This is a genomic window from Brumimicrobium oceani, from assembly GCF_003143775.1.
Taxonomy (GTDB): Bacteria; Bacteroidota; Bacteroidia; order Flavobacteriales_D; family Crocinitomicaceae; genus Brumimicrobium; species Brumimicrobium oceani.
Window position 1 is genome coordinate 1 of the sequence record NZ_QFRJ01000019.1, and the last position, 23585, is coordinate 23585.

The window sequence follows — 23585 nt, forward strand, 5'->3', positions numbered from 1 at the left end:
ATAAAATACTGTATTTTTGATACTCATAATTGGGTGTGCTAAAAGTGTATGTTTTTTATGTTTAAGCACTTTAAAAATAACACTTTGCACCCTTTTATCCTATCTTTCTATGAATTTTTCGGGTTAACTAAGCCAGATGATCCTTCCAGAGTTGAAAATTAAGATTTTCAACCCTCGTCAGGATGACAATTGTAGGCGCTGGGAGTCAAGTGAGAGGAGAAAAAGTTATCACAAGATGGAATCTTGCGGTAACTTTTTTGACTTCTAACCCTTTCACAAAGTGCTAACGCGAGATTTTTTCTCGTGGTAGTACTTTGCTCGTAAGGAACAAACAGAATTCTAAATCCTCTATGAAGCAAAAATCATCAATTATCCTTATTGGTCAATTTTTCCTTCTCAAGCTGTTTTTGTTTCACCATTTCTTCCATTAACCTCATCTTTTCTTTATTCTGCTTTTTTCTTTGCTTGTACTCCTTTTTTTCTTTTTTAAATTCTTCTTTACTTAAAATATCGAATGTGGGATCAAAATCCACTTTTCCGCTTTTAATATCGTTCACCACGCACTCAATAACAAAATCTTCGGTGTTTGGATAATACATTGCATCTAAATCCTGTTCAAAAAAACCTGCTAACCCAGTATAGATAGAAGCTTGTATTCCACTTTTGTATTTTGCAATGATTTCGGTAACCGTCATTCCGGTTTCTCGATAAATTAATTTGGTGAGCACAATTCCTTCCGAAACATATAAATCGCGAAGCAAAAACTTAAAGTCGTCTTTTAAAGAGCGGTGTGCTTTTCGCATCATTTTGTTTTGCTTGCGGTTTTTATTGATTCCCGCTAATTCATTATCTAAAGAATCAATAACCCTTGCGGCTTCTAATGCTAGCGGATAAACGCGTCTTACTCTTCTTAAAGCATTTCTGTATTGGCTCTTAAAATCGCTGGGAACATCGAAGCTTTCGTACACTTGTAAACGTCTAATTACGGAGTCTGCATAGGCACTATCGGCATACTCTACTTGACTTTGAGCATTGCCCAAAAACATAAATAGAAGCAGCAGCGCTGAGAATCCTTTTGAAATACTATTATTGAACATGTTCTTCATTGGTTTTAATAACGATGAAGTATAAGCAAATATTTTGCCATTAAAAAATGCAGGAGATTTAAGAAGGATTTAGATCAGGGTAAAATGTCAAATCGGAGGGAGAACAATAGGCCCAGGTGGAAATGGAAAGCTTGCTGAACGCATTGGCTAATTGTCTACCGTAAAGACAAAGCGACCTTGGAAGCTCTTGTGTTTACGTGTAGACAAAGCCAATGAGAAAGCAACTTGGAATTGGAGACTGATTAAGGCCCCCAAAAACTTCTAAGGAATCAAAAAGTTATAGCCTAATGCTTGTAATTCATAAATGCGAACAAAAGCATTGTCTACAACTTGAATGCCCTTTGGTAAATCTTCTATTTTTATACCCAATTTATTCATGGCTACAGCACAAACAGAAACAGTAAGGTTTTCATTCATGAATCCTGAAATATAATCGAAAAGCTCCTTGTTTTCCTTAATATCCATGAGTACTTTCCCCCAAACGACTACCTCATAATTCTTGATTTCAACACCGCTTTCTTTCATCTGATTGTACATCATGAAAGAAAAACGTAAAGGTCGTTCCTCTGAAGCTCCAAAACCGTAATTAGGAGTCTTGTTCAGTGTCTCAACTACTGATTTATCTATTAATTTTGGCGCATCTTGGGCAAAAGTTGCAGTGGAAAATATCATCACTGCAGCTAAACTTAAAAATTGAATTGTTTTCTTCATCTCTACGGTATTTTATTTTGTTAACCGATGAAGATAGATAAATTCACACCTCTTAGCCGTGACTAATGTTACACATCAATTGGACTACTTCAATGCAAAATGCTTCTCTGCTTTTTCTGCTATTTGTCCACCTATTGCCAATGAAGCAGTTGCAGCTGGTGAAGGTGCATTTAACACGTGAATTGAATGTCCATGATACTCAATTCTGAAATCGTCTCTTGTGTCTCCATCTTGACCCAAAAGCAATGCCCTTACTCCAGAACCTCCTGGTCGCAAATCATCCATTTCTAATGAAGGAATTAAACCTTGAAGTGTTTTTAAGAATAATTTTTTAGAGAATGCTCTTCGGTATTCATCCACTCCAAATTTCATGTTTTTGAAAAACAATTTCCACGTTCCGCTATACGCCAAAGCATCAAATGTATCTTTCATATCGAAGTCGGTTTTGCCGTATCCTTCTCTTTTGAATGTAAAAACCGCATTTGGGCCACATTCTGTATGTCCGTTGGTCATTCTTGTAAAATGTACACCCAAGAAAGGAAATGCAGGATTGGGAACTGGATAAATTAAGTTTTTTACTTTGTGCTGTGCTTGATCTGTGAGTTCATAATAATCTCCTCTAAATCCTACGACTTGTTCTTTTAGTTTCACTCCATCTTTTCTTGCCAAACGATCGGCTTGAAGTCCTGCGCAGAAAATTAAATGTTTTGCTTTAAATTTCTGAGTCGCTCCAACAACTGTTGAATAATCGTCGTGTTTCTCCACTCCAATCACCTCTTCGCCCAATACAGTTTTAGAATTGCTGTTCATTCCTTCCGCATTGGCAATCATTTTCTCTGTGGCATCTCGGTAATCGATAATTCCTGTACATGGAACCCAAATTCCAGCAATTCCTTCAACGAAAGGCTCATGTTCTTTAACTTGTTCTCCAGTAATTTTCTCAATTCCTTCGGTGTTATTGGCCAAACCATTTTCAAAAATCTTGTCCATAAAAGGAAGTTCAGACTTTTTGGTAGCCACAACCACTTTTCCACAAACATCGTGAGGAACTTTGTTTTCTTGCGCGAAAGCCACCAATTCATGACGACCTTTCACACAATTTTCAGCTTTAAGAGAACCTGGTTGGTAATACAATCCTGAGTGAATTACCCCTGAATTGTTCCCTGTTTGGTGATCTGCAAAACGCTTCTCCTTTTCAATTAAAATGATATTTAACTCTGGATTGCGTTTTTGAAGCTTGTAAAATGTTGCTGCACCAACGATTCCCCCTCCTATAATTGCGATGTCGAATACTTGATTTTCCACGTAAATGATTTTTTACAAAAATAACAAATGTAAGAGGTATTTGTTAAACGATAATGTTTAATTTTTAGCTGGGCAGACAATAAACAAGATAATTCTAAAAGCTATCTTTTAACGCTCTAAACATTTGTTACATCTTTTGTTCTTTCTAATATTTCTTGCAAATTAGACAGCGTTTTAACCAAAGCCATATTATTTTGAAACAAATTAAAATCTTGAAACCACCAGGGATCTATTTCATGAGATAAATGATAAATCAATTTAGTACGTAAACTTATTTCTATTTTTTCAATAACGCTGAATAGCAAAACTCGTAAGTCAGCATCAAAATTGTAAAGAGATATCACATCTTTAAACTGACTATTAGGTTTAAAAATATGATTAGCCTTATCCTCTTGCATCACATACCAATATTCACCAAGACGGTAATAACTGATATTGGACAGGTATTTCTCGGCCAATTCAAAATTTGAAATATTCAAACCTCTATCTTGAAGCTGTGAAATTTGCTCCTTAATTGTGAATGCTCTCTTTGTAAACATATTGGAGTGAAGTGATTTGGGTGAAGGAAAAGTCCATAAAGCAAAAGACACACCCTGGGACGCTGTTCTATTGGGTAGCGTGGTGTGTACTGTTATGACAAATATAAGAAAAAAGAATAAAACAACCCCTATGATAATGAGTTTTTTATGTACATATGGTTTAATTGTATGTCTCAAAAGTAAGTTAGGAGCCTAAAAAACTAATTGTTATAATTTATTGATTTTTAGCTCTAAGTCGGAAACCCTCATTATTCTGTATAAAAATTCTTTAGCCAAATGTTCGCAACAACTATCCAACCTAAGGGGTGAAGCTTCGCTAACCAAATTATCAATTCGAGGTTCTTAGTTCAATAGGTTGTTAAAGTAATACTTTGTCACCCAAAATTCATCACCAATCACTCATCGCTCATATCTAATCCTCATAATTATCCACCCAAATCTCAGGGAAAAACTTACGTTGCTGATATCTTGGATGTAAATATTTCTTCCATTCACTTCCCCCTGTTGCTGCTTGGTTTTCTCCTTTTTTGTCCAAATAATGCTGTGCGGTTTCTAGGTGAACCATTGGCCATTTCACATTGTATAATTGATCAAACTCTTTAAGAATTTCAACTAATTCTGCAGAAGGACTCTTCATTTCAGCGAATTTTTGATGTAGATTTTTGTCTTTCAATTCATCCGCTAATGCAATCAACTTATCTTGGTACTTTTCCTCAAACATTCTTAAGGTTAAAGTCTTCTTTCCAGTTTTTCTATCCATACCAGCATCTTTCCAATAAATATGCTCAAAGTAATCGGCAGTTGATGGATTTTCATTAATACGTGCTTTCCCTTTTTCGTTGAGCAAATTATTCAGCTCTGTACAGTAAATTTCAATCTTGCGGAAAGATACACTTTGAAAACCGCTTGCTGGGGCTAATGTCTTGCGGAAAACATTATAGTCATCATAATCCATTCCGTGACTCATGACACTAAATGAAGTGATTAGCATTGATGTATAGCGGTTCAAGCGATTAATTTTATCAATCCAAATCTCATCTGATAAATCTTCGTTTGTTAATTGTTCTAACTCGTGAATCATCATTCCAAGAACCAACTCTGTAACTTGATGATACATGATAAAGATTTTTTCATCCTTAAAATCTGTTCTTGGTTTTTGTAAGGAAAAAAGAGTATCCACTTCAATATAATCCCAATAAGAAATAGGTTTTGCTTGCAATAAGCCCTCAAGATAAGTATTCGGATTTTCACCTAAATCTTCATATTTCTTATTGAGCTTATTGATTAAATCTTGGTTTGTATTTTCTTGACTCATGGTATTTATAGTTTAAAAAGCATGTAACCTGCACTTGCTAATGTAATAACTTTTATTAACTCAAAAATAATGTAATAAATATGAATCGATGATTTTTGAGATAATTTCCCTTCAATTTTGTGTTTTGCTTGTTGCTTTAACTCGGGCAATAAATAAAAAGTTTGCCCAATTAAAAGTACTAGAGGGAAAAATAAAATAAGTATTAAAACGGAAGGGATTTGTCCTATTCTCACAAAAAGAGCAACGGAAACGATAAAAGCCAAAGCCCACTCCACTTTATTTAAAGCTGTGAATATTAACTGTCCAATACTTAAGCCAATTTCAAGATTTACGCCAGGTGCACGAAACTTCAACCAAGCTTCCATAAAACTTATGGCACAAACAAATCCTATCCACACGTATATGGAAATTATCGCTACTTCGAACATAAATTTACTTTAAACAATTAATGAAAGTAGGATAATAAATGCGTTAGCAATTATGCTCACATAAAAGGTAATTATACAAGGTTTAGCATCGGCCTGCGCGATAAACATAGAATTTGCAGACATTGTTAACACGGCTACCACACCGACTAAAAACCAATTATTATCTTGAATTGCCAACATAGCGGCAACCGACCCTAGACAACTTTGAAAAGTAATCATAATTGTCATTGCTCCAAACCTGTTTTTCTCGAAATTTCTTTCTTGCTCTACTAACCATCTCATCTCTCTAAAATTTAAATTTTCAAATAAGGAATAAAAGACCTTTTTATCTCTATTAAGCAAATCTAAATAAATTTTGAAAGAATGAAAAAAATTTATGCTTATCTTTTGAGAAAGGTCAAACCCGAATCTAGGCCATTTGCTAATTCAAGCAAAGTTGTTGTGGTTAACATATGCGCCAATTCATCACGCACAAGTTTAAACTGATCATGCACAGGACAAGGCTTTTCTTCATTACATTGACTTAAACCAAGTCCGCAGCCTACATAAATATCGTCACCGTCAATTGCCTTTACAATTACGCTCAACTTTATCTTTTCTAAATTCTTTTTGGGAATAAAAAAACCGCCTGATGGTCCCTTTGCAGAATTTACAATTTTATTTCTTGATAGAATCTGCATTATTTTAGCTGTGAATGCTTCTGGTGAATCAATAGCTTTTGAAATATCTTTTACGCCAATTTTCTTCTCACTATGCAGTGACTGTTCGGCAATATATAAGGTTGCCTTAATTCCATATTCACATGCTTTAGAAAACATTACAGTTATTATTAATTGGTAATTACATTATTAGAGTGGACAAAACTAAGTGTTTTTTAGCGATGTGCATAAAAAAATACAATAAAAAGTTGGCTCAATATGATTTTGTGTGGGTAGTTTTCATGTCTAGGATTTTAATAGCGACTGAATGATTGTCAAATTGGTTCCAACTTTATCTAAATAGAAATTTCTGTTTAAAACTAATTCATTCCATATCATAAACCACTATAATTCAAAGGGTTCTATTTTAACAACAAAATGATAATACTGACAAATACTTTAGGACATCACCGTGATGATTACAATTAAATTCGCGGTGAAACAATTAATTTTTCAAGGGATTTAAATTGGCTACCCGAAGTATTTTAAATGGAGCCGAAAGTTTAAATATTTAATTTTATCTGCCTCCAACTATTCCATCGAAATAACAGCACAAAACAGCTGGTAAATTATTTTTTTCAAAATAAAACTTGAGAATTCAAGCTTTTGTTTTCAAATTGACAAATTCATCTAAAGCCCTGTTATTCCTCATAACCCCACAATCAAAACAATTAAAACATGGTATAGAATCAGTTTCAACAAAAGACTTTAAAGTCTTTATATGATTAATGTCACTTATCCAATACTTTTTTGTTATTTTGCATATCAATAGATTTCATACGTCTATTTTTGTAGCAATTAATAAACCAAAAGAACAAATTATGAAGAATTATTTTAAAATCGGATTGCTTTTCCTAGCTGTATCATTATACAGTTGTGGAGGAGGCGGAGAAGCAGAAAGTCCTAAAGAAGAAAAGGTACTGACTAACCCGAACAATCCAAATAACCCAAATAATTCTGCTTCATCTTCTAACACAGAAGCGGCAGCAGAAGAAGTACCAGCATCAAAGCGTGTTGATTTAGAAAACAAGGGAGTTGGACCTGTGAAAAGTGTTACAATTCCAGAAACAATAGACGAAGCTTTAGCAGCAAAAGGACAGGAAGTATATGAAGCTAACTGTACAGCATGTCACAAGCCAGACAAGAAACACATCGGTCCTGCACCAAAAGACATTCTTGAAAGAAGAACTCCAGAATGGGTAATGAATATGATTATCAACCCTGATGTTATGGTTCAAGAAGATCCTTTGGCTAAAGACTTATTAATCGAGTATAACGGTTCACCTATGTCGAACCAAGGTATCACTGAAGATGAAGCTCGAGCTATCTTAGAGTATATCAGAACTTTATAAAAACAAAAACCAATAATAACTAATAAAAATAGACGTATGAAAATTCTAAAATATGGAATCGGTCTTGTCGCAGCAGCCTCGTTAATGACGAGTTGCGGTAATGCCGGAAAAGACAAAAGTGGCGCTGACGGCGCTTTAAACAAGAATAATGCTGAGAAAGTTTATGTTGCCCCTGGTGAGCATGATGATTATTACGCATTTATTTCAGGTGGATATAGTGGTAACCTTTTAGTATATGGTTTACCTTCTGGACGTATGTTCAAAGAGATCCCTGTATTTAGCCAGTTCCCAACAAATGGATATGGTTATTCAGAGGAAACTACACCGATGTTGAATACCTCTTTCGGATTCATTCCTTGGGGAGATTCACACCACCCAGACATTTCTCAAACTGAAGGTGTTTTGGATGGTAGATGGGTTTTCATCAACGAAAACAATACTCCACGTATTGCAAGAATTGATTTAGAAACTTTCGAAACTGCGGAAATCATTGAGGTTCCTAACAGTGCAGGAAATCACAGTTCTTCTTTCGTAACTGAAAACACAGAATATGTTGTAGCAGGTACACGTTTCTCTGTTCCAGTTCCTCAAAGAGACATGAGCATCAAAGATTACAAAGGTGAATTTAAAGGAGCCTTAACTTTCATTGGTGTTGATCAAGAAACAGGAGGAATGGACATTGACTTCCAATTGTTAATGCCAGGATTCAACTATGATTTATCTCACCCTGGACGTGGAAAATCTCATGGATGGTTCTTCTTTACAACTTATAACACTGAGGAAGCAAATTCTTTACTTGAGGTTAACGCTTCTCAAAACGATAAAGATTTTATCGCAGCTGTAAACTGGAAAGTTATTGAAGAGTATGTAAAAAATGGTGGTGGTACAATGATGCCATCAGAATATGCACATAACGTGTATGATCACCACACACATACTGCAACTTCTACAATGAAAAAAGAAGTACGTACAATTAACCCAACTGAGGTTCCTGGCGCTGTATACTTCTTGCCTACTCCAAAGTCACCACACGGATGTGACGTTTCACCAGATGGTGAGTACATCGTTGGTAACGGTAAATTATCTACAGACTTAACTGTTCACTCATTTACTAAAATGGAGGAAGCAATTAAAAACAAGAAATTTGATGGTGAAGCTTACGGTATTCCAATCTTAAACTTCGACGATATTCACGCTGGATCAGTTGAAAAAGCAGGATTAGGACCACTTCACACAGAGTTTGACGACAAAGGAAATGCGTATACTACTTTCTTCATCTCTTCTGAGGTTGTAAAATGGAAACTAGGTACTTGGGAGGTAGTTGACAGAAAGCCAACTTACTATTCTGTAGGTCACTTAACTATCCCTGGAGGTAACTCAAGACAACCAAGTGGAGAATATATGTTTGCAATGAACAAAATTACAAAAGACCGTTACTTACCAGTTGGTCCAGAGTTAGAGCACTCAGCGCAATTGTATGACATTTCAGGTGAGAAAATGGAATTAATTTTAGACTTCCCAACTCACGGTGAGCCGCACTACGCAGCAGCAATTAAAGCAGATGTAATTAAGGATAACTCAAGACAAATCTATGAATTGGATGAAAACACGCATAAACACGCTGTGAAGTCTGAAAATGAAACAAGAGTTGAAAGAAATGGAAACGAAGTTCACATTTATATGTCAACTATCCGTAGTCACTTCTCTCCGGATAACATTGAAGGAATTAAAGTGGGTGATAAGGTTTACTTCCACGTAACTAACTTAGAACAAGACTTTGATGTTCCTCATGGATTTGCAATGATTGGTCAGAAAACATCTGAGTTATTAATCATGCCAGGACAAACTAGAACAAGTGTTTGGTACCCTGAGAAAGTTGGTGTTTGGCCATTCTACTGTACAGACTTCTGTTCAGCGCTTCACCAAGAGATGCAAGGTTACATCCGAGTTTCTCCAGCAGATTCTGACATTGAATTATCATGGTCATTAGGTGAAGACTAATAAAGTTGAAATAACCACCTAGTGTATTAAACAGGTAAATTTTAGTTTACAATTAGATAAAAAAAAGGATGAGCACTATTTAAGCTCATCCTTTTTCAAAAAAAACAAGAGTTATGAAATTAGCAAGTACAATAATGATAATAGGCTCCGCATTACTTTTTGGGTTGTTCCTCTTCCCATTGTGGCATGTCGAATTACAAGCTCCTCAATACCCTACTGGTCTTGGGATGCACATCCATATTGATGGAATCGTTGGGTACACAAAACACGATATCAATAATATTGATGGTTTAAATCACTATATCGGAATGAAGACACTTCCTACAAAAGATGAAATGTGGGAGTTTACAGTTTTCCCAATAGTCGTTGGCGGAATGGCTGCTTTGGGAGTTATCATTGGCTTTTTCGGATTCTTTAAAAACTCCGCATACAAATGGTTCATGGGTTGGTTTGTTCTGATGACTGTCTTGGGAATCTTGGGAATGATTGATTTCAATGCCTGGATGACCGATTACGGAACTAACCTTGATCCTAATGCAATTCTTAAAATGACTGACGATGCAGGAAATCCATTGAGTTATAAGCCTCCATTATTAGGTTCCAAAGACATTTTGAATTTCACGGCTGACTCTTTCCCTTCATTAGGAGGCGTCCTTTTGGGAATTGGAATGGCACTCACTTTTATTTCCTTCTTTGTAGGGAAAAAATTTAACGCCTCAAAATCGTAATTACAATTAAATAAATAATACTATGAAAAAGTTAATTCTATTTGTTCTATTATCCCTTGTGTTTGTTGCTTGCAGCATAGAAGCAAAACCCATTAATTACGGTACAGACGCATGCGACTTTTGTAAAATGAGTATTGTTGATCAGATTCACGGTGCTGAAATCGTTACTGACAAAGGAAAGGTTTACAAATTTGATGCAATAGAATGCATGATTAACTTTAAAAATGAAATGAGTAAGGAACAGCCTCAGTTGTTCCTTACCAATCATTACCATACTCCGAAGGAATTAATAGACGCTGAAAACGCTACTTTCCTCATTAGTGAAAACCTACCTAGTCCAATGGGGGAGTTCATTACGGCATTCGCAAGTAAAGAAGCCGCTGAAAAAATACACCAAGAACTTGATGGAAAACTCTACAACTGGAAAGAATTAGTCCAGCAGCAAAGCAACAAATAAATGACAAAAGCAGCTCTATTTCGTTTTCTATTTATTGTACTAATTTCCTTTAGTTTCTCTAATGGATTTACACAAATAGAAGTGTGTAAAACTTGTCCTATTAAAACAATTAAAGAAGGAATAAAACAAGCTAAACCACATCAAAAGGTAATAATAAAAGCGGGTGTATATAAAGAACACATGCTTATTATCGATAAACCCTTAACCTTAATTACCACAGAAAAAGCAACTATTGATGGCGAAAATCAAGGAGATATAATTCAGATTTTTGCAGATAGTGTAACCATAGATGGTTTTCAAATCATTCATGTAGGATCTAGTCATACAACGGATTACTCTGCCATTAGGGTAGATAAAGCCGCTCATTTCTTAATCCAAAATTTAGAACTTAGAAAAATATTCTTCGGAGTTATGCTTGCAAAAGCAAAACACGGAACCATAACTAATATAAAGGTGTATGGAGATGCCGTTCAACAGCATAATTCAGGAAACGCCATTCATTTGTGGCATTCTCACCATATTTTAATCGACAAAAACGAACTCTACAAATCAAGAGATGGTATTTATTTAGAGTTTTCCGACGACTGCATAATCTCTAATAATATCAGTAGAGAAAATATTCGCTATGGCCTACACTTCATGTTCTCTAACAGGGATGAATATCGAAACAATACCTTCGAAAACAATGGAGCCGGAGTTGCCGTAATGTTCTCAAAAAAAATAACAATGATTGATAATCATTTTCAATACAATTGGGGATCTGCTTCCTATGGATTATTATTAAAAGAAATAAATGATGCCGAAATCATTGGGAATACATTCCAAGAAAACACCATAGGAATTAACGTTGAAGGTTCTAACAGAATCAATTACAAAAACAATGATTTCAGAAGTAATGGATGGGCTATCAAAGTAAATGGAGCTTGTTACAATAATGTTTTTATTCAGAACAATTTCCTTTATAACTCCTTTGATGTGAGTTACAACAGCAAAATGAATAACAACTCTTTCAATGAAAATTTTTGGAGTGGCTACACAGGATATGATTTAGATAAAGATGGATTGGGCGATATTCCCTACCGTCCTGTGAAACTTTTTAGCTATGTGGTAAACCGCACGCCCAACACCATTATCTTAATGCGAAGCTTATTCGTAGACATCATTGATTTCTCGGAAAGTGTATCTCCGGCCTTTACTCCAGACAACTTGATGGATGAAAGACCATTAATGAAGCAAGTAAAATGATTAAAATAGAAAATTTACATAAAAAATACGGGAAGAATAAAATCTTAACTGGTGTTGATTTAGAAATTCCAGAAAAAGGGATTTTTGCTATTCTTGGTCCTAATGGCTCGGGTAAAACCACCATGATAAAATCTATCTTAGGAATGGTAGTTCCAGAAAAAGGAAAGGTTTTCATCAATGGCAAAGAAACACATCCCAATGGACTGTACCGTAAAAATCTCGATTACTTACCTCAAATCGCCAACTTCCCAGGAAATTTGGGCGTAAAAGAATTAATCAAAATGATTAAGGATTTGAGGGGAACGAAAGCCAATGAAGATGAATTAATTGAACTTTTTGGACTGCAGGGTTACCTAGACAAGAAATTAAATAACCTTTCTGGGGGAACAAAGCAGAAGGTGAATTTAGTTCTGGCATTTATGTTCGACAGCCCTATTATTATTCTTGATGAGCCCACATCAGGGTTAGATCCTGTAGCGATGTTGAATCTCAAACGCCTTATCGCAAAAGAAAAAGCTAAAGGAAAAACAATTTTGGTCACTTCCCACATCATGAGTTTCGTAGAGGAAATATCGGATGAAATCGTTTTTTTATTGGAAGGAAAAATCTATTTCAAAGGCTCTATCCAAGAATTAAGAGAAAAAACCGGAGAAATAGACTTAGAACATGCAATTGCTCACATTTTAACTGAAAACAATGCTTAAAATACTCAAATATAGTTTTTTCGATCTCATTAGAAGTAGATGGAGTTATGTATACCTTGCATTCTACTTGCTTTTAGGGTTTGTTCTGCTTTTCTTAAATAATGACTTAAGTAAAGCTGTGATTACGCTAATGAACGTGATTATTATTCTGGTTCCCTTAATTGGTACAATTTTCGGCGTCATGTATTACTACAGCTCCAAAGAGTTTACAGAACTCCTCCTCGCCCAGCCCATAAAACGTTCATCTATTTTTATTGGACAATACCTCGGCGTAGCATTATCGTTGGTGATGAGTTTAGTTATAGGTTTAGGGCTTCCATTTATACTCTACGGATTATTTGAGTCTGCTGCAATTTGGGACTTTTCCCTATTGCTAGTCACAGGTGCAATGCTCACATTAATTTTTACGGCACTTGCCTTTAATATCGCACTCTACAACGAAAACAAAATCAAAGGATTTAGTTACGCCATATTACTTTGGCTTTTCCTAGCCGTTATCTATGATGGTCTTTTTCTATTGTCATTGATCTTATTTGAAGAATATCCTTTGGACAAGTTCACCTTAATTGCTACAGTTTTTAATCCAATAGATTTGTCAAGAATACTTATTCTTCTAAAACTAGATATTTCAGCATTGTTGGGTTACACCGGAGCAATCTTTAATCAATTTTTCGGTACAAGTTTGGGGTTGATTTCCGCACTAGGAATGTTAACGCTATGGGTAATCTTACCTGTATGGAATATAAAAAGCAAGGCGCAAAAGAAAGACTTCTAATGATTTATGATACAATTTAAGAAACATGCACTCATAGCTCTAATGTTCTTTTTAGCAGCCGCTTCCTTAGGACTATTACTTCGCTATTTTGCAGTTTCTTCTCTTGAATTTGAATACAGATATGTTGTTCATGCACATTCACATGTTGCCCTGTTGGGATGGGTTTATTTTGCACTCATCACTTTAATGGGGCACTTCTTTTTAAAAGAACATGTCCCTAAAAAAGTCTACAACAGAATTTTCAATTTTACGATAATCACTGTATTGGGAATGTTAGTAAGCTTTCCTTTTACCGGTTATGCCTTATTTTCAATTATATTCTCCACCCTATTCTTATTCGCTAGTTATTTCTATGCTTGGATGTTTTTCAAATTCGTTCCAAAAAGTGAAAAAACTTCTCCCAGCTATAAAACAATAAAAGTTGCAGTTATTTTCTTACTCATCTCTAGTATAGGCCCTTGGACAATCGGAGGGGTTATGGCCACTTTAGGCCCTGAATCTTTTTGGTATAGGGCTTCCATTTACTTCTACCTCCACTTTCAATACAATGCTTGGATGATTTTGGGCGTAATAGGAATATTCCTCAAAATACTGGAAAACCATGAGATAAATATAGCCCCACTGCTGTTCAAAAAATTCATTTTTACTTTTAACATCAGTCTTATTCTCACCTTCTTTATTTCCGTTTTATTTGCGAAACCACATATCTCAGTCTACTATTTATCCGTGATTGGTTCTTTAATTCAATTGGTTTCTATTCTTCTATTCTACCAATTTATCAAGTCAAACTATCAAGCTATCGGCCTAATATTTAAAAAAATTGCCTGGCAGTTAATGCGCTGGTCACTTTTATTAATACTCATCAAAATGTTCATGCAGTTGTTGGGATCATTCCCATACACGGCACATATAATTAGCAATAACACTTACCTTACTATCGGTTTTCTACATTGGGTTTTCTTGGGAGCGGTAAGCATGGGACTATTGGCTTTACTGCAGCAAGCAGAGCTAATTCGTTTAAAACCTGCGAGCATCAAATTCTATATTTTAGGCTTCGTGTTTACAGAATTAATTATTTTCTATAAACCCGCAGAACGAGTTTTAGGGTTTCCCTATTTGCCAAAGTACGACTGGTTTCTTTTTATAGCAAGCCTTTTACTTACAATAGGAATAAGCTCTATTCTAATGATACAATTCAAGAAAAACGAATAGGAAACAATTGATTCCATATTTAGCAAAAATATCGAAAGCCCGTTCCCTCGCACTCTACACAAGCTTCACTAAACCTTCCTCCCCTTCCATTTTGGTCTATAAAACACAGATAACGCACCAACAACAATCAACAAAAAAGGATAGAAGATTTGAAAAAAAGGTAACATTAATACATTTCTAGTTTCCCTCAATCGTTGGGCATAATTTAAATACACAATAGCATCCAGCAACAGTCTCATCATAAAAATGGACAATAACAATACCCAATCACCTGTTATTCCAGCCACAATCAAAGTAAAAACTCCCCCTATAAAGTAAACAAACATGAAGACTCCAATGATTGTATCCCGACATTCTGCCTTATACTTGCTTTTGCTTAACCAACGAACCCTTTGATCAAAATATGACTTAAACGAGCTGGGAGCCTGCGTTACGACAGAACTTTCAATATTATTACCAAAGTAAATAGATTGCTTAGACCTTCTAAAATATTTTAAAAGAAAATAATCATCGCCTGAAGCAATGTGTTTGTGCCCAAGCAATTGATTTTCGTAATTTATTGCAGTTTTATTAATTAATAAATTAGCACCACTTATGGATATTGGCCAAATCCTTGCAATTAAGAAATTAAAGGCATTAAAAAAGCTATACTCCGTTGCAAAGAAACGATCAAAAAATCCTTTTCCCTTCATTACGACTGGTAAAGCTAAAAGCACTGATTGAGGCTTGCTAAGTAAAGAATTAAAATAGTGTTTGTCTAAAACCACGTCGGCATCTAAAGTAAGAACATAGCTGGTTTGGGCAGACGTAACACCCAAGTTTAACGCCTCCTTCTTACCCATTTTTCCGTCGGGAAGCTTTAACAAGCTACCAAAATTATTATCATGAATAAATGAATTTATTACCGAAGAAGAAAAATCTGTGGAATGATCGTCTATGAACAACACTTCAAAAGGCAAATTTTCTTGATTCTCTATAGACTGCAATAAAAAAGGTAGACACCTTGCTTCATTTCGAAAAGGAATAATTACGGTAATCTGATTTAATTCTAAAGTAGATGTAACCCTGCTCCTCGTACTAATAGAAAATATTTTAGCTCCCGTGAATAAAAGCAAACTAAACAATAAAAAAATAGAATAAATTTCAAGAATTCCCATACAATTTTCTTCTTAAAATAAAAAACAAACCAAACAACGAAGGTATTCCAATATTAATAAACCAAAGCACCAAGGAGGAGACTAATATTACCGCTTCATTCTCTATTATGAAGCTTAAAACAAACAAAGCCACGGTTTCTCGAATAATTATTTTGCCAAACAATAAACTCGGTGTAAGTGTACTCAGTAAATAAACCATAAAGATCCCACCGTACAAAAGAAGAGACGGTGTAACACCAAAGGCCATTAGTACAAGGGCAAACTGCGTGGAAAAGATCAAATACCTAATTGCACTCAAGATCAACAAAGAGAAGTTTAATTGCCTAGCCTTAAGTTGAAATTGCCTTATAACATTCAATCTTCTACGTAGGAATTTAACTTTTTGAAATGGCAAATAGGGCAAAAGGAAATAAAACGAAATCACGGTTGAGGAAAAGATAATCATGAAGCCAAGAGGAGATGAACCTAATCTATCGAAAAATAATTTGTCAAAAAAAAGAAAACTCAATAAACCGAAAAATATGGTGACAACAAACTGAGCGTAATTACTGAAAAGTGTCCCTAAAATTATTTGGCCACGTACTTTGCCTTTAAAAAAGACCATCCGTCCGATGAAATTACCGATTCTATTGGGTGTAATCAGACCAGTAGCTATTCCCGAAAACAAAGAAATAAGCAATTTTTTAAGATTAAACCTTATGTCATTTACTTGTAAAATCCTTCTCCATTTGAGCAGCTCTAAGCCCCAATTTACGGGAAGCAAAACAAACACAAACACCAAGCTAATTGGATGAACAAAGTTAAGCGCATAAAACTGACTAAATTCAACACTTTTTATTTGAAATGCAAAAAACAACAATACACCGATAAACAGCAAGAGTTTTAATGACCAGACCAAAGTCTTTTGTACCTTTATGTTTTTAATCACACTTAAAAATTATAATGGTTGAAGATAAAATAATTCTTGGAATTGATCCCGGAACTACGATAATGGGATATGGAATTATTCACATCAAGAACAAGAAAATGTCACTTGTCACCTATGGTGTGATTCACCTTTCGAAATTAGCCACACACCCAGATAAACTAAAAAGAATTTTTGAACGCGTTGATGCTTTAATTAAAGAATATAAGCCTGATGAAATGGCGATTGAGGCTCCTTTTTTTGGGAAGAACGTTCAGTCCATGCTAAAATTAGGAAGAGCACAAGGAGTTTGTATAGCAGCATCCTTAAACCTTAATGTTCCGTTTGAAGAATATGCACCCAGGAGAATAAAGCAAGCCATTACAGGAAAAGGATCAGCAAGTAAAGAGCAGGTGGCCATTATGATACAAAGTCTACTAGGCCTTAGGGAAATTCCGAAACAACTGGACGCAACAGATGGATTGGCTGCTGCTATTTGTCATTATTACTCAAAGGGTATAGGTGAACATAACAAAACAAAAGCTTCCAATTGGGAAGCTTTCATAAATCAAAATCCAGAACGTAATAAAAGTCCTGAGGCTAAGAAAAAATAACTGAATCCAAAACCTTTGACATTCTGGCTTCAGTTAAAGCCATTCTTTTTATAATCTAGACAACTAGTTCTAAAAAAACAAACGTTATGCTTCTCGGATCATATTGGCGATTGCCTCCATTTCATCAGGTGGAAAACTTAATTTAGCTTGCCCAAAATCCATATCCGCAATTCCGTTGATCGGAATTAAATGGATGTGTGCATGTGGAACTTCAAGCCCAATCACAGTCATACCAATTCTCTTGCAATCAAAAACACTATCCATCTTATTCGCCACAGATTTGGCAAAAGCCATCAACTCGCCCAATAGATCATCATTAATACTAAATATATAATCTATTTCTTGTTTAGGAATAACCAGTACATGACCTTTTGAAATTGGTTGTATATCCAAAAAAGCCAAGAACTTTTCGTCTTCTGCTACCTTATAGCTTGGAATCTCACCACTGATTATTTTTGTAAAAATGGAACTCATTATCTTGTGATTTCTAAGATTTCAAATTGAAGAATCCCTCTAGGAGTTTCAATATCTGCAATATCACCAACCGACTTGCCCAATAAGCCTTTCCCAATCGGCGAATCTACGGAAATCTTCTTTTCCTTTAAGTCAGATTCATTTTCAGCCACCAGAGTGTAGGTAACTTCCGCATTATTAGAAAGATTTTTAATTCTAACGTTAGATAAAATCAGAGCACGCGTTGTATCGATATTTGTTTCATCGATTATACGGGCATTCATTATCACCGCTTGCAGCTTGGCTATCTTCATTTCTAAAATACCCTGAGCCTCTTTTGCGGCATCATACTCTGCATTCTCAGATAGGTCACCCTTATCGATAGCTTCACCTATTTGCGCAGATATAATTGGACGCTGAACGCGTTCCATATCTTGTAACTGATCTTTCAACTTCTTAAGTCCTTCTTCAGTATAATAATTAATTTTTGTCATAATAAAATATTAGTAAACAAAAAACAAGAGAGCCATAAGACTCTCTCGTTTCAACAAATATAAGTAAAGTTTATATTATTTCAAACTTAACGTCAAACCAAAAGTATTAATAATTCCAAATGGGTTTGATGTACGCATTGCATACTCAAATCCTAAAGGAATACCTTTGTCACCTAACAAGGCGTCTACAGATACCCCAGCAGTTAAGCCAGTTAGACTACTAGTAGATTCCTCACGATCAAAAATAGCTTTTTCTCCAACAAAACCTGCTCTAACATTAAATGCAGCTTTTTTGAAAGACATACCGTAATCTAAACCGATATTGAATTGGTCATTCGTGAATGAATTTGCATGAAATGCCGCAGCAGCAGTTAACTTGCTAGTTTCATCAAAGATGAAATCATAGGAGAAACCCATTGCTAATAAAGAAGGCATTTCAAACGACGCCGAACGCTGTACCATTGTAGCCACACCACCCGCATCTTGATAGAAAATCTCCTTAGATAAACCATCACCTTCGAACTTCATCGGTGTACCAACATTCTTTAATGTAATACCAAATTTAATTTGGTCTTGTTCCCCAGTCACATATCGGATTCCCGCGTCAAAAGCAACTCCAGAAGCCTTCAAGTTAGCGATGTTTTCATTCATCACTTTCACATTTAATCCAGCATAGATGGAATTAGAAAATTCTCTGGCAAAACCAATATTAATGATATTCTTTCGTGGACTAAACTGTCCAATCCCACCTTCTGGCAAATCTACCGTTGTAATATCGATATCACCATAACCAAAAGCTTGAATAGAAAGTGCGACTACAGTTTGCGATCCAACACGTTGAGCAATACCAGCAGAATTCAAAGAAATACCTGCGTCACCTAACCAATTGGTATAATTAAATTTAATTTGAGTTTTATCGGTAAAAGCCAAACCAGCGATGTTCGAAAATTGAGCTTCTAAACCATCGGTAGATGCAATACCTGCAGTACCAAAGGCAGTTGAACGGGCCCAAGGGTTTACTAACATCTCACTAGCACCAGCAGAACCAATTCTATCTTCGTTTCCGGCCAATGTTGGGAAGCTCATAGCTAGAGCTCCCACAATCATTGATCCATTTATTATCTTTTTTAACATATTCATAGTTTACTAAAGTTAAGTGTCCGTTGCTTATAAATTCTCTAAATCCGTTTGACGTAAACCACCGAAGAACTTAACTACTCTTTCTCCGACACCTTCCACATCAACATGAATTAAATAAACTCCACCTGCAACTGAAATATTATCGCTGTTTTTAAGATCCCAATCTATTGACGTAATCGGAGAATCTTTATCATAAGCTCTAATCAATTTACCTGAAGTGTTGTAGATTCTAACTTTACAACGCTCTGGCAAATTCGTAATCTTAACACGTGTATCTAATCTTCCTCTTTCATACTCAGAGTATGCATAATAAGGGTTTGGAACAACGTTAATCATATCTAAAACACTCGCTAAAGTAGCTTCATCATTCTTAATTGTTCTAAACTCATCCATTGACCACTCATAAGTTGGTTTACCACCGAAAGCTCCAGACTGTACGTAGTCTGCATACTGCTTATTGATTCTTATTCTCAATCTAGCGTCAGTAGAAAGCAATTCGCTGTTTGTAGCTAATAATGGATTCATTACCCATGACAACCCTCCGTACACTTCTCTATATGCAGATACAGTCTCTTCTTCAAGTTTTTCATAAATAAAGTTCCCTTTGTCATACGATGGGATAGCTTGATCCTCGTTTCCAAATACATAAACAACATGCTGACCACCAAACAATGGACTTCCAGTAGAGTTTGTAAGGTTCTTAGTTGGATTCCAAACCATGTCTGCACCATTTTCACCTACTAAGAATGAGTTCTCACCATAAGCCATATTCAATCTACGACCAGTTTCAATGTCGATAGCATACCCAGGGAACCATCCCATACCTACAGGAGTTGTTCCATCAGGATCTGCTTCCGCAGCATTATATCCAGCATCACCAAGTTGATTACCATTTTTATCAATTGATGGGCTTTGACGTAATAAACCAGCCTTACCACCATTGATGTTCAAATTAGCATCCGTACCTAGCTCAATTACTGGACAACGTGTCCACTTTGATTTATCGCTTGTTAACACAACATCAACACTCGTTTGATATACAGAAGGCATTTTAATCTTCTCAATAGAACTAAATGCTGCAGTTGTAATACCACCAGAATTCGGAACACCTATAGTCATGAATCCGCAATCGTTTCTTCTAGCCACTTGACCTAAAGTTACAGTTCCATCAAGAATTCTTGCAAAAACTTTATTTGGATCAATACCTAAGAAATCTGCATAACAACATGGGTTGTTTAAACCAGCTGCAGGATTACAGTCTGTTGTAGGTGCTGCATAATCTCCAGATGAGATCCAGTTTCTAGGATCATATCCGTCAATATCAGAAATACCGGACAACCATCTTTTTGAACTATCCGCAAATTCTAATGTAGTCTCAATCGGCATAGCGATTCTCTCTCTAAAGTTACAGTTTGGTGTTCCTTTTGCACATGGGTACAAGTCTTGGAATATCGAAACTGAAAGCCCCCATTCAGGAATAAGCTGTTCGTTTTTAGATTGAATTGTTCTGTCAGAAGTAACGGACTCAATCAAAGAACCACCTTTAGATGAATATCTATTAATCGTCCAACTTGCAGTATCGATACTTGTATAGTTATCAAAAGCAAGCGTAAAGTACCCATCAACCAAATTCAAAGGATCAATTACTTTTACGTCAATTGGACCTCTACCTCTTTGGTAAGTTGGAGTATCCACTGAACCGTTCTTAACGATAAAGTCTTCCGTAGCCTGAGTTAAATCAATTACTCTGTTTCCATTTCCTTGACCATCCAACGTTGTGATTTCTGGAGAAGAACCGTAAGGTAAACTTACAACAGTACCGTCAAATCTTGGTTTTGGAGAGTGTGGAATTGCTGGAACTGCCTTAATTGCAGAACCATCAGCAGATAAACGAGAACTAATGTATGGAATTTTTTGTCCATCGATTAAACTAGCATCTGCAGGATCGTAAGGCTTATACTCGTTATGTGCATAAGCAATAGCGATATAGTAGTAAGTTTTGTGGTTAACTAAAGCTTCACCAGTAAACCTGTCCTCAGTAATTTGATAAGAATGACGAATACCAGAATTCTCACCATCAACCATAATATTTGGTTGAGCGAAACCTAGCTGCTCATTAAATTCAAAGTTAATCAAACGCGAAACATCATTTTTTATATCAGACTGAGCCACTAATCTTGCTTTGTCTGTTAAACCGATATCAGAAACACCTGCTTCACCATCTACCATTTGGAAAATTTGGTAACCTTCAAATCGGTAAACCTTATCAATTTGAGTTCCATCCACTGGATCTACAATATTGATATTATCTTCCTCAGCATAAGATTCGTCAACGTTATTTCCAAAAGGATTGTCTAACATCAATACCAATTCGTTTTCTAATTCAACGATGTCCAAAATTGGAGCAGTCGGTGGATCTAATATTTCGAAACAGTTATCAAATAAAGCCTGTGCTTTAGTATCATTTTTACGTAACACCTCTACAGAAGCAAAACCATTTCCTTCAAATGCACGACCATAAACAACACCTACTGTTAAGTTATTTACAGCACCAGGAGTTAAAGTAAACGGACCTGCTGACTGCAAGAAACGTCTATCTCCCATTGGGTTTGAATTATTGTTACCATCCACGTTAATTTCTGACCAATTCCATCCCATGTCCTGTCCATCTGTACCGAAGTGCAAAGGATCTGTATCATCAGGATAACAATAAGCTGCAGGAACAGATGTAGCCCCTTGCGTACCCTGGTAACCAGTACCACCATAAACGAATTCTGAGTTATCTTTCCAGAAACCTGTCATGTAAGTATAAAAGTTACTTGGGCTAGTAGGGTCATCCGTAGAAGGAGTTCCTAAATCACCTCTATTGAAGTAATTAAATCTACGCATTCCGAAACGCTCATTGTCCACGATTCCATCAGAATAACCAATACCTATTCCTTCATACACAATACCTTTACCGGCAATTGCTTCATTAACTGAAGGAACAACGTACAAGAAAGAACCATCTGGTTGTTCTTCCATACGAGGACCAACATTATCTACTCCGTCCGCATCTTGGTAAGGACCTTCAAAGAAATCAATACCTACAGCTGGAGGATTTTCACCATAACCTGGAGCTCCTCCTTGACCTTCATCAAAATTGTCACCATTATAAGCGTATCCTAAACCTCTAGAAACATCACAACCTACGTAATCATCTTCAGCAAATCCAACATCTGAATCTGCATATTGAGTAAAATAAGTATCTTCTAGTGTTGTAGAACTACGGTTAATCATTTCGTAGTTGTAAAAAGTCATTCTATTCACTTCGTCATTTGTTGCGAAAGAGAAAGCTTGTGCACGAATTTCCATCCCGATTGGGTCACCTCCAGTTTCTGTGTGGATATTACCTCTATCGTTAAAAACCCACCAGTTCGTTTTATCACCGAACAAAGTAACTCGTCTATCGAATCCACATTTCACGTCATCTCTACCAAGAATATCGTCAAACCAAGGAACATCACCCTGAGTAGGATCATATGTACCATCACCAGCACCTCCTTGAGAAGGGTAATCATAAAATGGTGCTAAATAGTAGTCTTGCTTTTTGTTTATATCATCACCGTGAGCAGGCCAATTGTTAATACGTTGTATAGAAGTATTAGACAATGGAAACTCGTCATTACAGTTAGGATCTTGGTCACACTCAAAAGTAAGTGTAAAGTTAATTACCTCTGCTTTCTCGATAGGGAAAAACTTATCGTATTCTTTACATGTTTCAGGATCAATTGTAGCCAAACCATAAGGTCTTACTGCATTATCTCCTACTGGTTGAGATGGATCATAATCTCCTGAAGATGGAATAACTGATAGAGGTCCACCCCAAAAGTCATTTCCTTCAGAACGGAATAAAACCGCTGCTAATTTCAACTGACCGTTAACATCGACTCCTCCCATCCAAATAGAACCAGAGAACAAAACATGGTTATCACCACCTAAAGGCACCTCGTATGAAGCAGCTCCAGTTTGACGGTTTTGCCAAAGAGATCCTCCAACCTCTACTAATGCATAAACATCATTAAAGTCCATAAAAAGTTTACCATCTGAAGGCGGACAATTTGCCTTATTGTAATCCTGGTTTCCGCCCAAGGGCTTCGAAGTACCAGAACCAGCAGTTGGATTAATTGCGGCGCTTGTTCCAAAAGTGAAACCAAACCCGATCAATACTATTAATAATAATCTCATAATCTTACTGTTTTTTATCT

At 35.9% G+C, this 23585-nt stretch carries 23 protein-coding genes; 9 read left to right on the forward strand and 14 right to left on the reverse strand.

The features are described from left to right. Positions 1-365: 365 nt before the first annotated feature. The 8 genes from DIT68_RS15325 to DIT68_RS15365 all read right to left on the reverse strand — a co-directional run bounded on the left by DIT68_RS15325 (position 366) and on the right by DIT68_RS15365 (position 6222). A complete protein-coding gene (locus DIT68_RS15325; RefSeq protein WP_109360705.1) occupies positions 366-1106 on the reverse strand; it encodes a DUF4294 domain-containing protein in 741 nt (246 codons plus the stop codon). A gap of 261 nt (positions 1107-1367) precedes the next feature. After that, complete coding sequence (locus tag DIT68_RS15330; protein WP_109360706.1) at positions 1368-1817, reverse strand: DsrE family protein; 450 nt, start codon at positions 1815-1817, stop codon at positions 1368-1370. Positions 1818-1901: 84 nt separating this feature from the next. Then, on the reverse strand, positions 1902-3122 hold the full coding sequence (gene lhgO, locus DIT68_RS15335; RefSeq protein ID WP_109360707.1) for an L-2-hydroxyglutarate oxidase: 1221 nt from the start codon (positions 3120-3122) through the stop codon (positions 1902-1904). A gap of 116 nt (positions 3123-3238) precedes the next feature. Next, positions 3239-3838, reverse strand: coding sequence for an Abi family protein (locus DIT68_RS15340; RefSeq protein ID WP_233244215.1), 600 nt, complete (start codon positions 3836-3838; stop codon positions 3239-3241). A 235-nt stretch (positions 3839-4073) separates the two neighbouring features. Further along, entirely contained in the window at positions 4074-4976 is a 903-nt protein-coding gene (locus DIT68_RS15350; protein ID WP_109360710.1) for a tryptophan 2,3-dioxygenase family protein, read from the reverse strand. Between the two features lie 5 nt (positions 4977-4981). After that, a complete protein-coding gene (locus DIT68_RS15355; RefSeq protein WP_199223437.1) occupies positions 4982-5341 on the reverse strand; it encodes a hypothetical protein in 360 nt (119 codons plus the stop codon). A gap of 72 nt (positions 5342-5413) precedes the next feature. Next, a complete protein-coding gene (locus DIT68_RS15360; protein WP_109360712.1) occupies positions 5414-5686 on the reverse strand; it encodes a hypothetical protein in 273 nt (90 codons plus the stop codon). A 98-nt stretch (positions 5687-5784) separates the two neighbouring features. Continuing rightward, positions 5785-6222: an RrF2 family transcriptional regulator gene (locus DIT68_RS15365; RefSeq protein WP_109360713.1), complete on the reverse strand. Its 438-nt coding sequence runs from the start codon at positions 6220-6222 to the stop codon at positions 5785-5787. A gap of 701 nt (positions 6223-6923) precedes the next feature. On the opposite strand from DIT68_RS15365, the gene DIT68_RS15370 reads away from it, so the two are divergent. From DIT68_RS15370 to DIT68_RS15405, 8 genes are all read left to right on the forward strand, one after another. Further along, a complete protein-coding gene (locus DIT68_RS15370) occupies positions 6924-7454 on the forward strand; it encodes a c-type cytochrome (protein WP_109360747.1) in 531 nt (176 codons plus the stop codon). Between the two features lie 36 nt (positions 7455-7490). Further along, positions 7491-9455 (forward strand): Sec-dependent nitrous-oxide reductase, encoded by a 1965-nt coding sequence (nosZ, locus tag DIT68_RS15375; RefSeq protein ID WP_109360714.1) that lies wholly within the window; start codon positions 7491-7493, stop codon positions 9453-9455. A gap of 113 nt (positions 9456-9568) precedes the next feature. Continuing rightward, the gene (locus DIT68_RS15380) at positions 9569-10183 is read left to right on the forward strand and encodes a hypothetical protein (RefSeq protein WP_109360715.1); all 615 of its coding nucleotides are present in this window, start codon (positions 9569-9571) and stop codon (positions 10181-10183) included. Positions 10184-10205: 22 nt separating this feature from the next. Next, a complete protein-coding gene (locus tag DIT68_RS15385) occupies positions 10206-10640 on the forward strand; it encodes a nitrous oxide reductase accessory protein NosL (RefSeq protein ID WP_109360716.1) in 435 nt (144 codons plus the stop codon). Next, positions 10641-11885 (forward strand): nitrous oxide reductase family maturation protein NosD, encoded by a 1245-nt coding sequence (locus DIT68_RS15390; RefSeq protein WP_109360717.1) that lies wholly within the window; start codon positions 10641-10643, stop codon positions 11883-11885. Then, positions 11882-12589, forward strand: a complete 708-nt coding sequence (locus tag DIT68_RS15395) for an ABC transporter ATP-binding protein (RefSeq protein WP_109360718.1) — start codon at positions 11882-11884, stop codon at positions 12587-12589. Before DIT68_RS15390 ends, DIT68_RS15395 begins: the two co-directional genes overlap by 4 nt. Then, entirely contained in the window at positions 12582-13364 is a 783-nt protein-coding gene (locus DIT68_RS15400) for an ABC transporter permease (RefSeq protein WP_109360719.1), read from the forward strand. Before DIT68_RS15395 ends, DIT68_RS15400 begins: the two co-directional genes overlap by 8 nt. Positions 13365-13370: 6 nt before the next feature. Then, positions 13371-14576, forward strand: a complete 1206-nt coding sequence (locus DIT68_RS15405; protein ID WP_146194249.1) for a hypothetical protein — start codon at positions 13371-13373, stop codon at positions 14574-14576. Positions 14577-14644: 68 nt separating this feature from the next. Here the strand turns inward: DIT68_RS15405 and DIT68_RS15410 are convergent, their stop codons facing one another. Continuing rightward, complete coding sequence (locus tag DIT68_RS15410) at positions 14645-15733, reverse strand: glycosyltransferase (RefSeq protein ID WP_109360721.1); 1089 nt, start codon at positions 15731-15733, stop codon at positions 14645-14647. Beyond that, positions 15720-16661 carry a lysylphosphatidylglycerol synthase domain-containing protein gene (locus tag DIT68_RS15415; protein WP_109360722.1) on the reverse strand — a complete coding sequence of 314 codons (942 nt, stop codon included), beginning with the start codon at positions 16659-16661 and terminating at the stop codon, positions 15720-15722. The genes DIT68_RS15410 and DIT68_RS15415 overlap by 14 nt, the downstream gene beginning before the upstream one ends. 14 nt (positions 16662-16675) lie before the next feature. Here DIT68_RS15415 and ruvC point away from each other — a divergent pair, with 14 nt between their 5' ends. Next, positions 16676-17251 carry a crossover junction endodeoxyribonuclease RuvC gene (ruvC, locus tag DIT68_RS15420; protein WP_109360723.1) on the forward strand — a complete coding sequence of 192 codons (576 nt, stop codon included), beginning with the start codon at positions 16676-16678 and terminating at the stop codon, positions 17249-17251. Between the two features lie 84 nt (positions 17252-17335). On the opposite strand, the gene DIT68_RS15425 is transcribed toward ruvC, so the two are convergent. From DIT68_RS15425 to DIT68_RS15440, 4 genes are all read right to left on the reverse strand, one after another. Further along, complete coding sequence (locus DIT68_RS15425; protein ID WP_109360724.1) at positions 17336-17725, reverse strand: HIT family protein; 390 nt, start codon at positions 17723-17725, stop codon at positions 17336-17338. Continuing rightward, entirely contained in the window at positions 17725-18198 is a 474-nt protein-coding gene (gene greA / locus DIT68_RS15430; RefSeq protein ID WP_109360725.1) for a transcription elongation factor GreA, read from the reverse strand. The genes DIT68_RS15425 and greA overlap by 1 nt, the downstream gene beginning before the upstream one ends. Positions 18199-18273: 75 nt before the next feature. Next, positions 18274-19332: a PorV/PorQ family protein gene (locus DIT68_RS15435; RefSeq protein WP_109360726.1), complete on the reverse strand. Its 1059-nt coding sequence runs from the start codon at positions 19330-19332 to the stop codon at positions 18274-18276. A 33-nt stretch (positions 19333-19365) separates the two neighbouring features. Beyond that, the gene (locus tag DIT68_RS15440) at positions 19366-23565 is read right to left on the reverse strand and encodes a T9SS type A sorting domain-containing protein (RefSeq protein ID WP_109360727.1); all 4200 of its coding nucleotides are present in this window, start codon (positions 23563-23565) and stop codon (positions 19366-19368) included. Positions 23566-23585: the final 20 nt, after the last annotated feature.

What these genes read in the sequence shown, in the direction of transcription:
- DIT68_RS15380 (WP_109360715.1), top strand. Translation starts at nt 9,569, where the DNA reads ATGAAATTAGCAAGTACAATAATGATAATAGGCTCCGCATTACTTTTT.
- DIT68_RS15325 (WP_109360705.1), bottom strand. Translation starts at nt 1,106, where the DNA reads ATGAAGAACATGTTCAATAATAGTATTTCAAAAGGATTCTCAGCGCTG.
- DIT68_RS15440 (WP_109360727.1), bottom strand. Translation starts at nt 23,565, where the DNA reads ATGAGATTATTATTAATAGTATTGATCGGGTTTGGTTTCACTTTTGGA.
- DIT68_RS15425 (WP_109360724.1), bottom strand. Translation starts at nt 17,725, where the DNA reads ATGAGTTCCATTTTTACAAAAATAATCAGTGGTGAGATTCCAAGCTAT.
- nosZ (WP_109360714.1), top strand. Translation starts at nt 7,491, where the DNA reads ATGAAAATTCTAAAATATGGAATCGGTCTTGTCGCAGCAGCCTCGTTA.
- DIT68_RS15435 (WP_109360726.1), bottom strand. Translation starts at nt 19,332, where the DNA reads ATGTTAAAAAAGATAATAAATGGATCAATGATTGTGGGAGCTCTAGCT.
- DIT68_RS15350 (WP_109360710.1), bottom strand. Translation starts at nt 4,976, where the DNA reads ATGAGTCAAGAAAATACAAACCAAGATTTAATCAATAAGCTCAATAAG.
- DIT68_RS15400 (WP_109360719.1), top strand. Translation starts at nt 12,582, where the DNA reads ATGCTTAAAATACTCAAATATAGTTTTTTCGATCTCATTAGAAGTAGA.
- DIT68_RS15330 (WP_109360706.1), bottom strand. Translation starts at nt 1,817, where the DNA reads ATGAAGAAAACAATTCAATTTTTAAGTTTAGCTGCAGTGATGATATTT.
- DIT68_RS15385 (WP_109360716.1), top strand. Translation starts at nt 10,206, where the DNA reads ATGAAAAAGTTAATTCTATTTGTTCTATTATCCCTTGTGTTTGTTGCT.
- DIT68_RS15395 (WP_109360718.1), top strand. Translation starts at nt 11,882, where the DNA reads ATGATTAAAATAGAAAATTTACATAAAAAATACGGGAAGAATAAAATC.
- DIT68_RS15390 (WP_109360717.1), top strand. Translation starts at nt 10,641, where the DNA reads ATGACAAAAGCAGCTCTATTTCGTTTTCTATTTATTGTACTAATTTCC.
- DIT68_RS15405 (WP_146194249.1), top strand. Translation starts at nt 13,371, where the DNA reads ATGATACAATTTAAGAAACATGCACTCATAGCTCTAATGTTCTTTTTA.
- DIT68_RS15410 (WP_109360721.1), bottom strand. Translation starts at nt 15,733, where the DNA reads ATGGGAATTCTTGAAATTTATTCTATTTTTTTATTGTTTAGTTTGCTT.
- ruvC (WP_109360723.1), top strand. Translation starts at nt 16,676, where the DNA reads ATGGTTGAAGATAAAATAATTCTTGGAATTGATCCCGGAACTACGATA.
- DIT68_RS15365 (WP_109360713.1), bottom strand. Translation starts at nt 6,222, where the DNA reads ATGTTTTCTAAAGCATGTGAATATGGAATTAAGGCAACCTTATATATT.
- DIT68_RS15370 (WP_109360747.1), top strand. Translation starts at nt 6,924, where the DNA reads ATGAAGAATTATTTTAAAATCGGATTGCTTTTCCTAGCTGTATCATTA.
- greA (WP_109360725.1), bottom strand. Translation starts at nt 18,198, where the DNA reads ATGACAAAAATTAATTATTATACTGAAGAAGGACTTAAGAAGTTGAAA.
- DIT68_RS15360 (WP_109360712.1), bottom strand. Translation starts at nt 5,686, where the DNA reads ATGAGATGGTTAGTAGAGCAAGAAAGAAATTTCGAGAAAAACAGGTTT.
- DIT68_RS15355 (WP_199223437.1), bottom strand. Translation starts at nt 5,341, where the DNA reads ATGGAAGCTTGGTTGAAGTTTCGTGCACCTGGCGTAAATCTTGAAATT.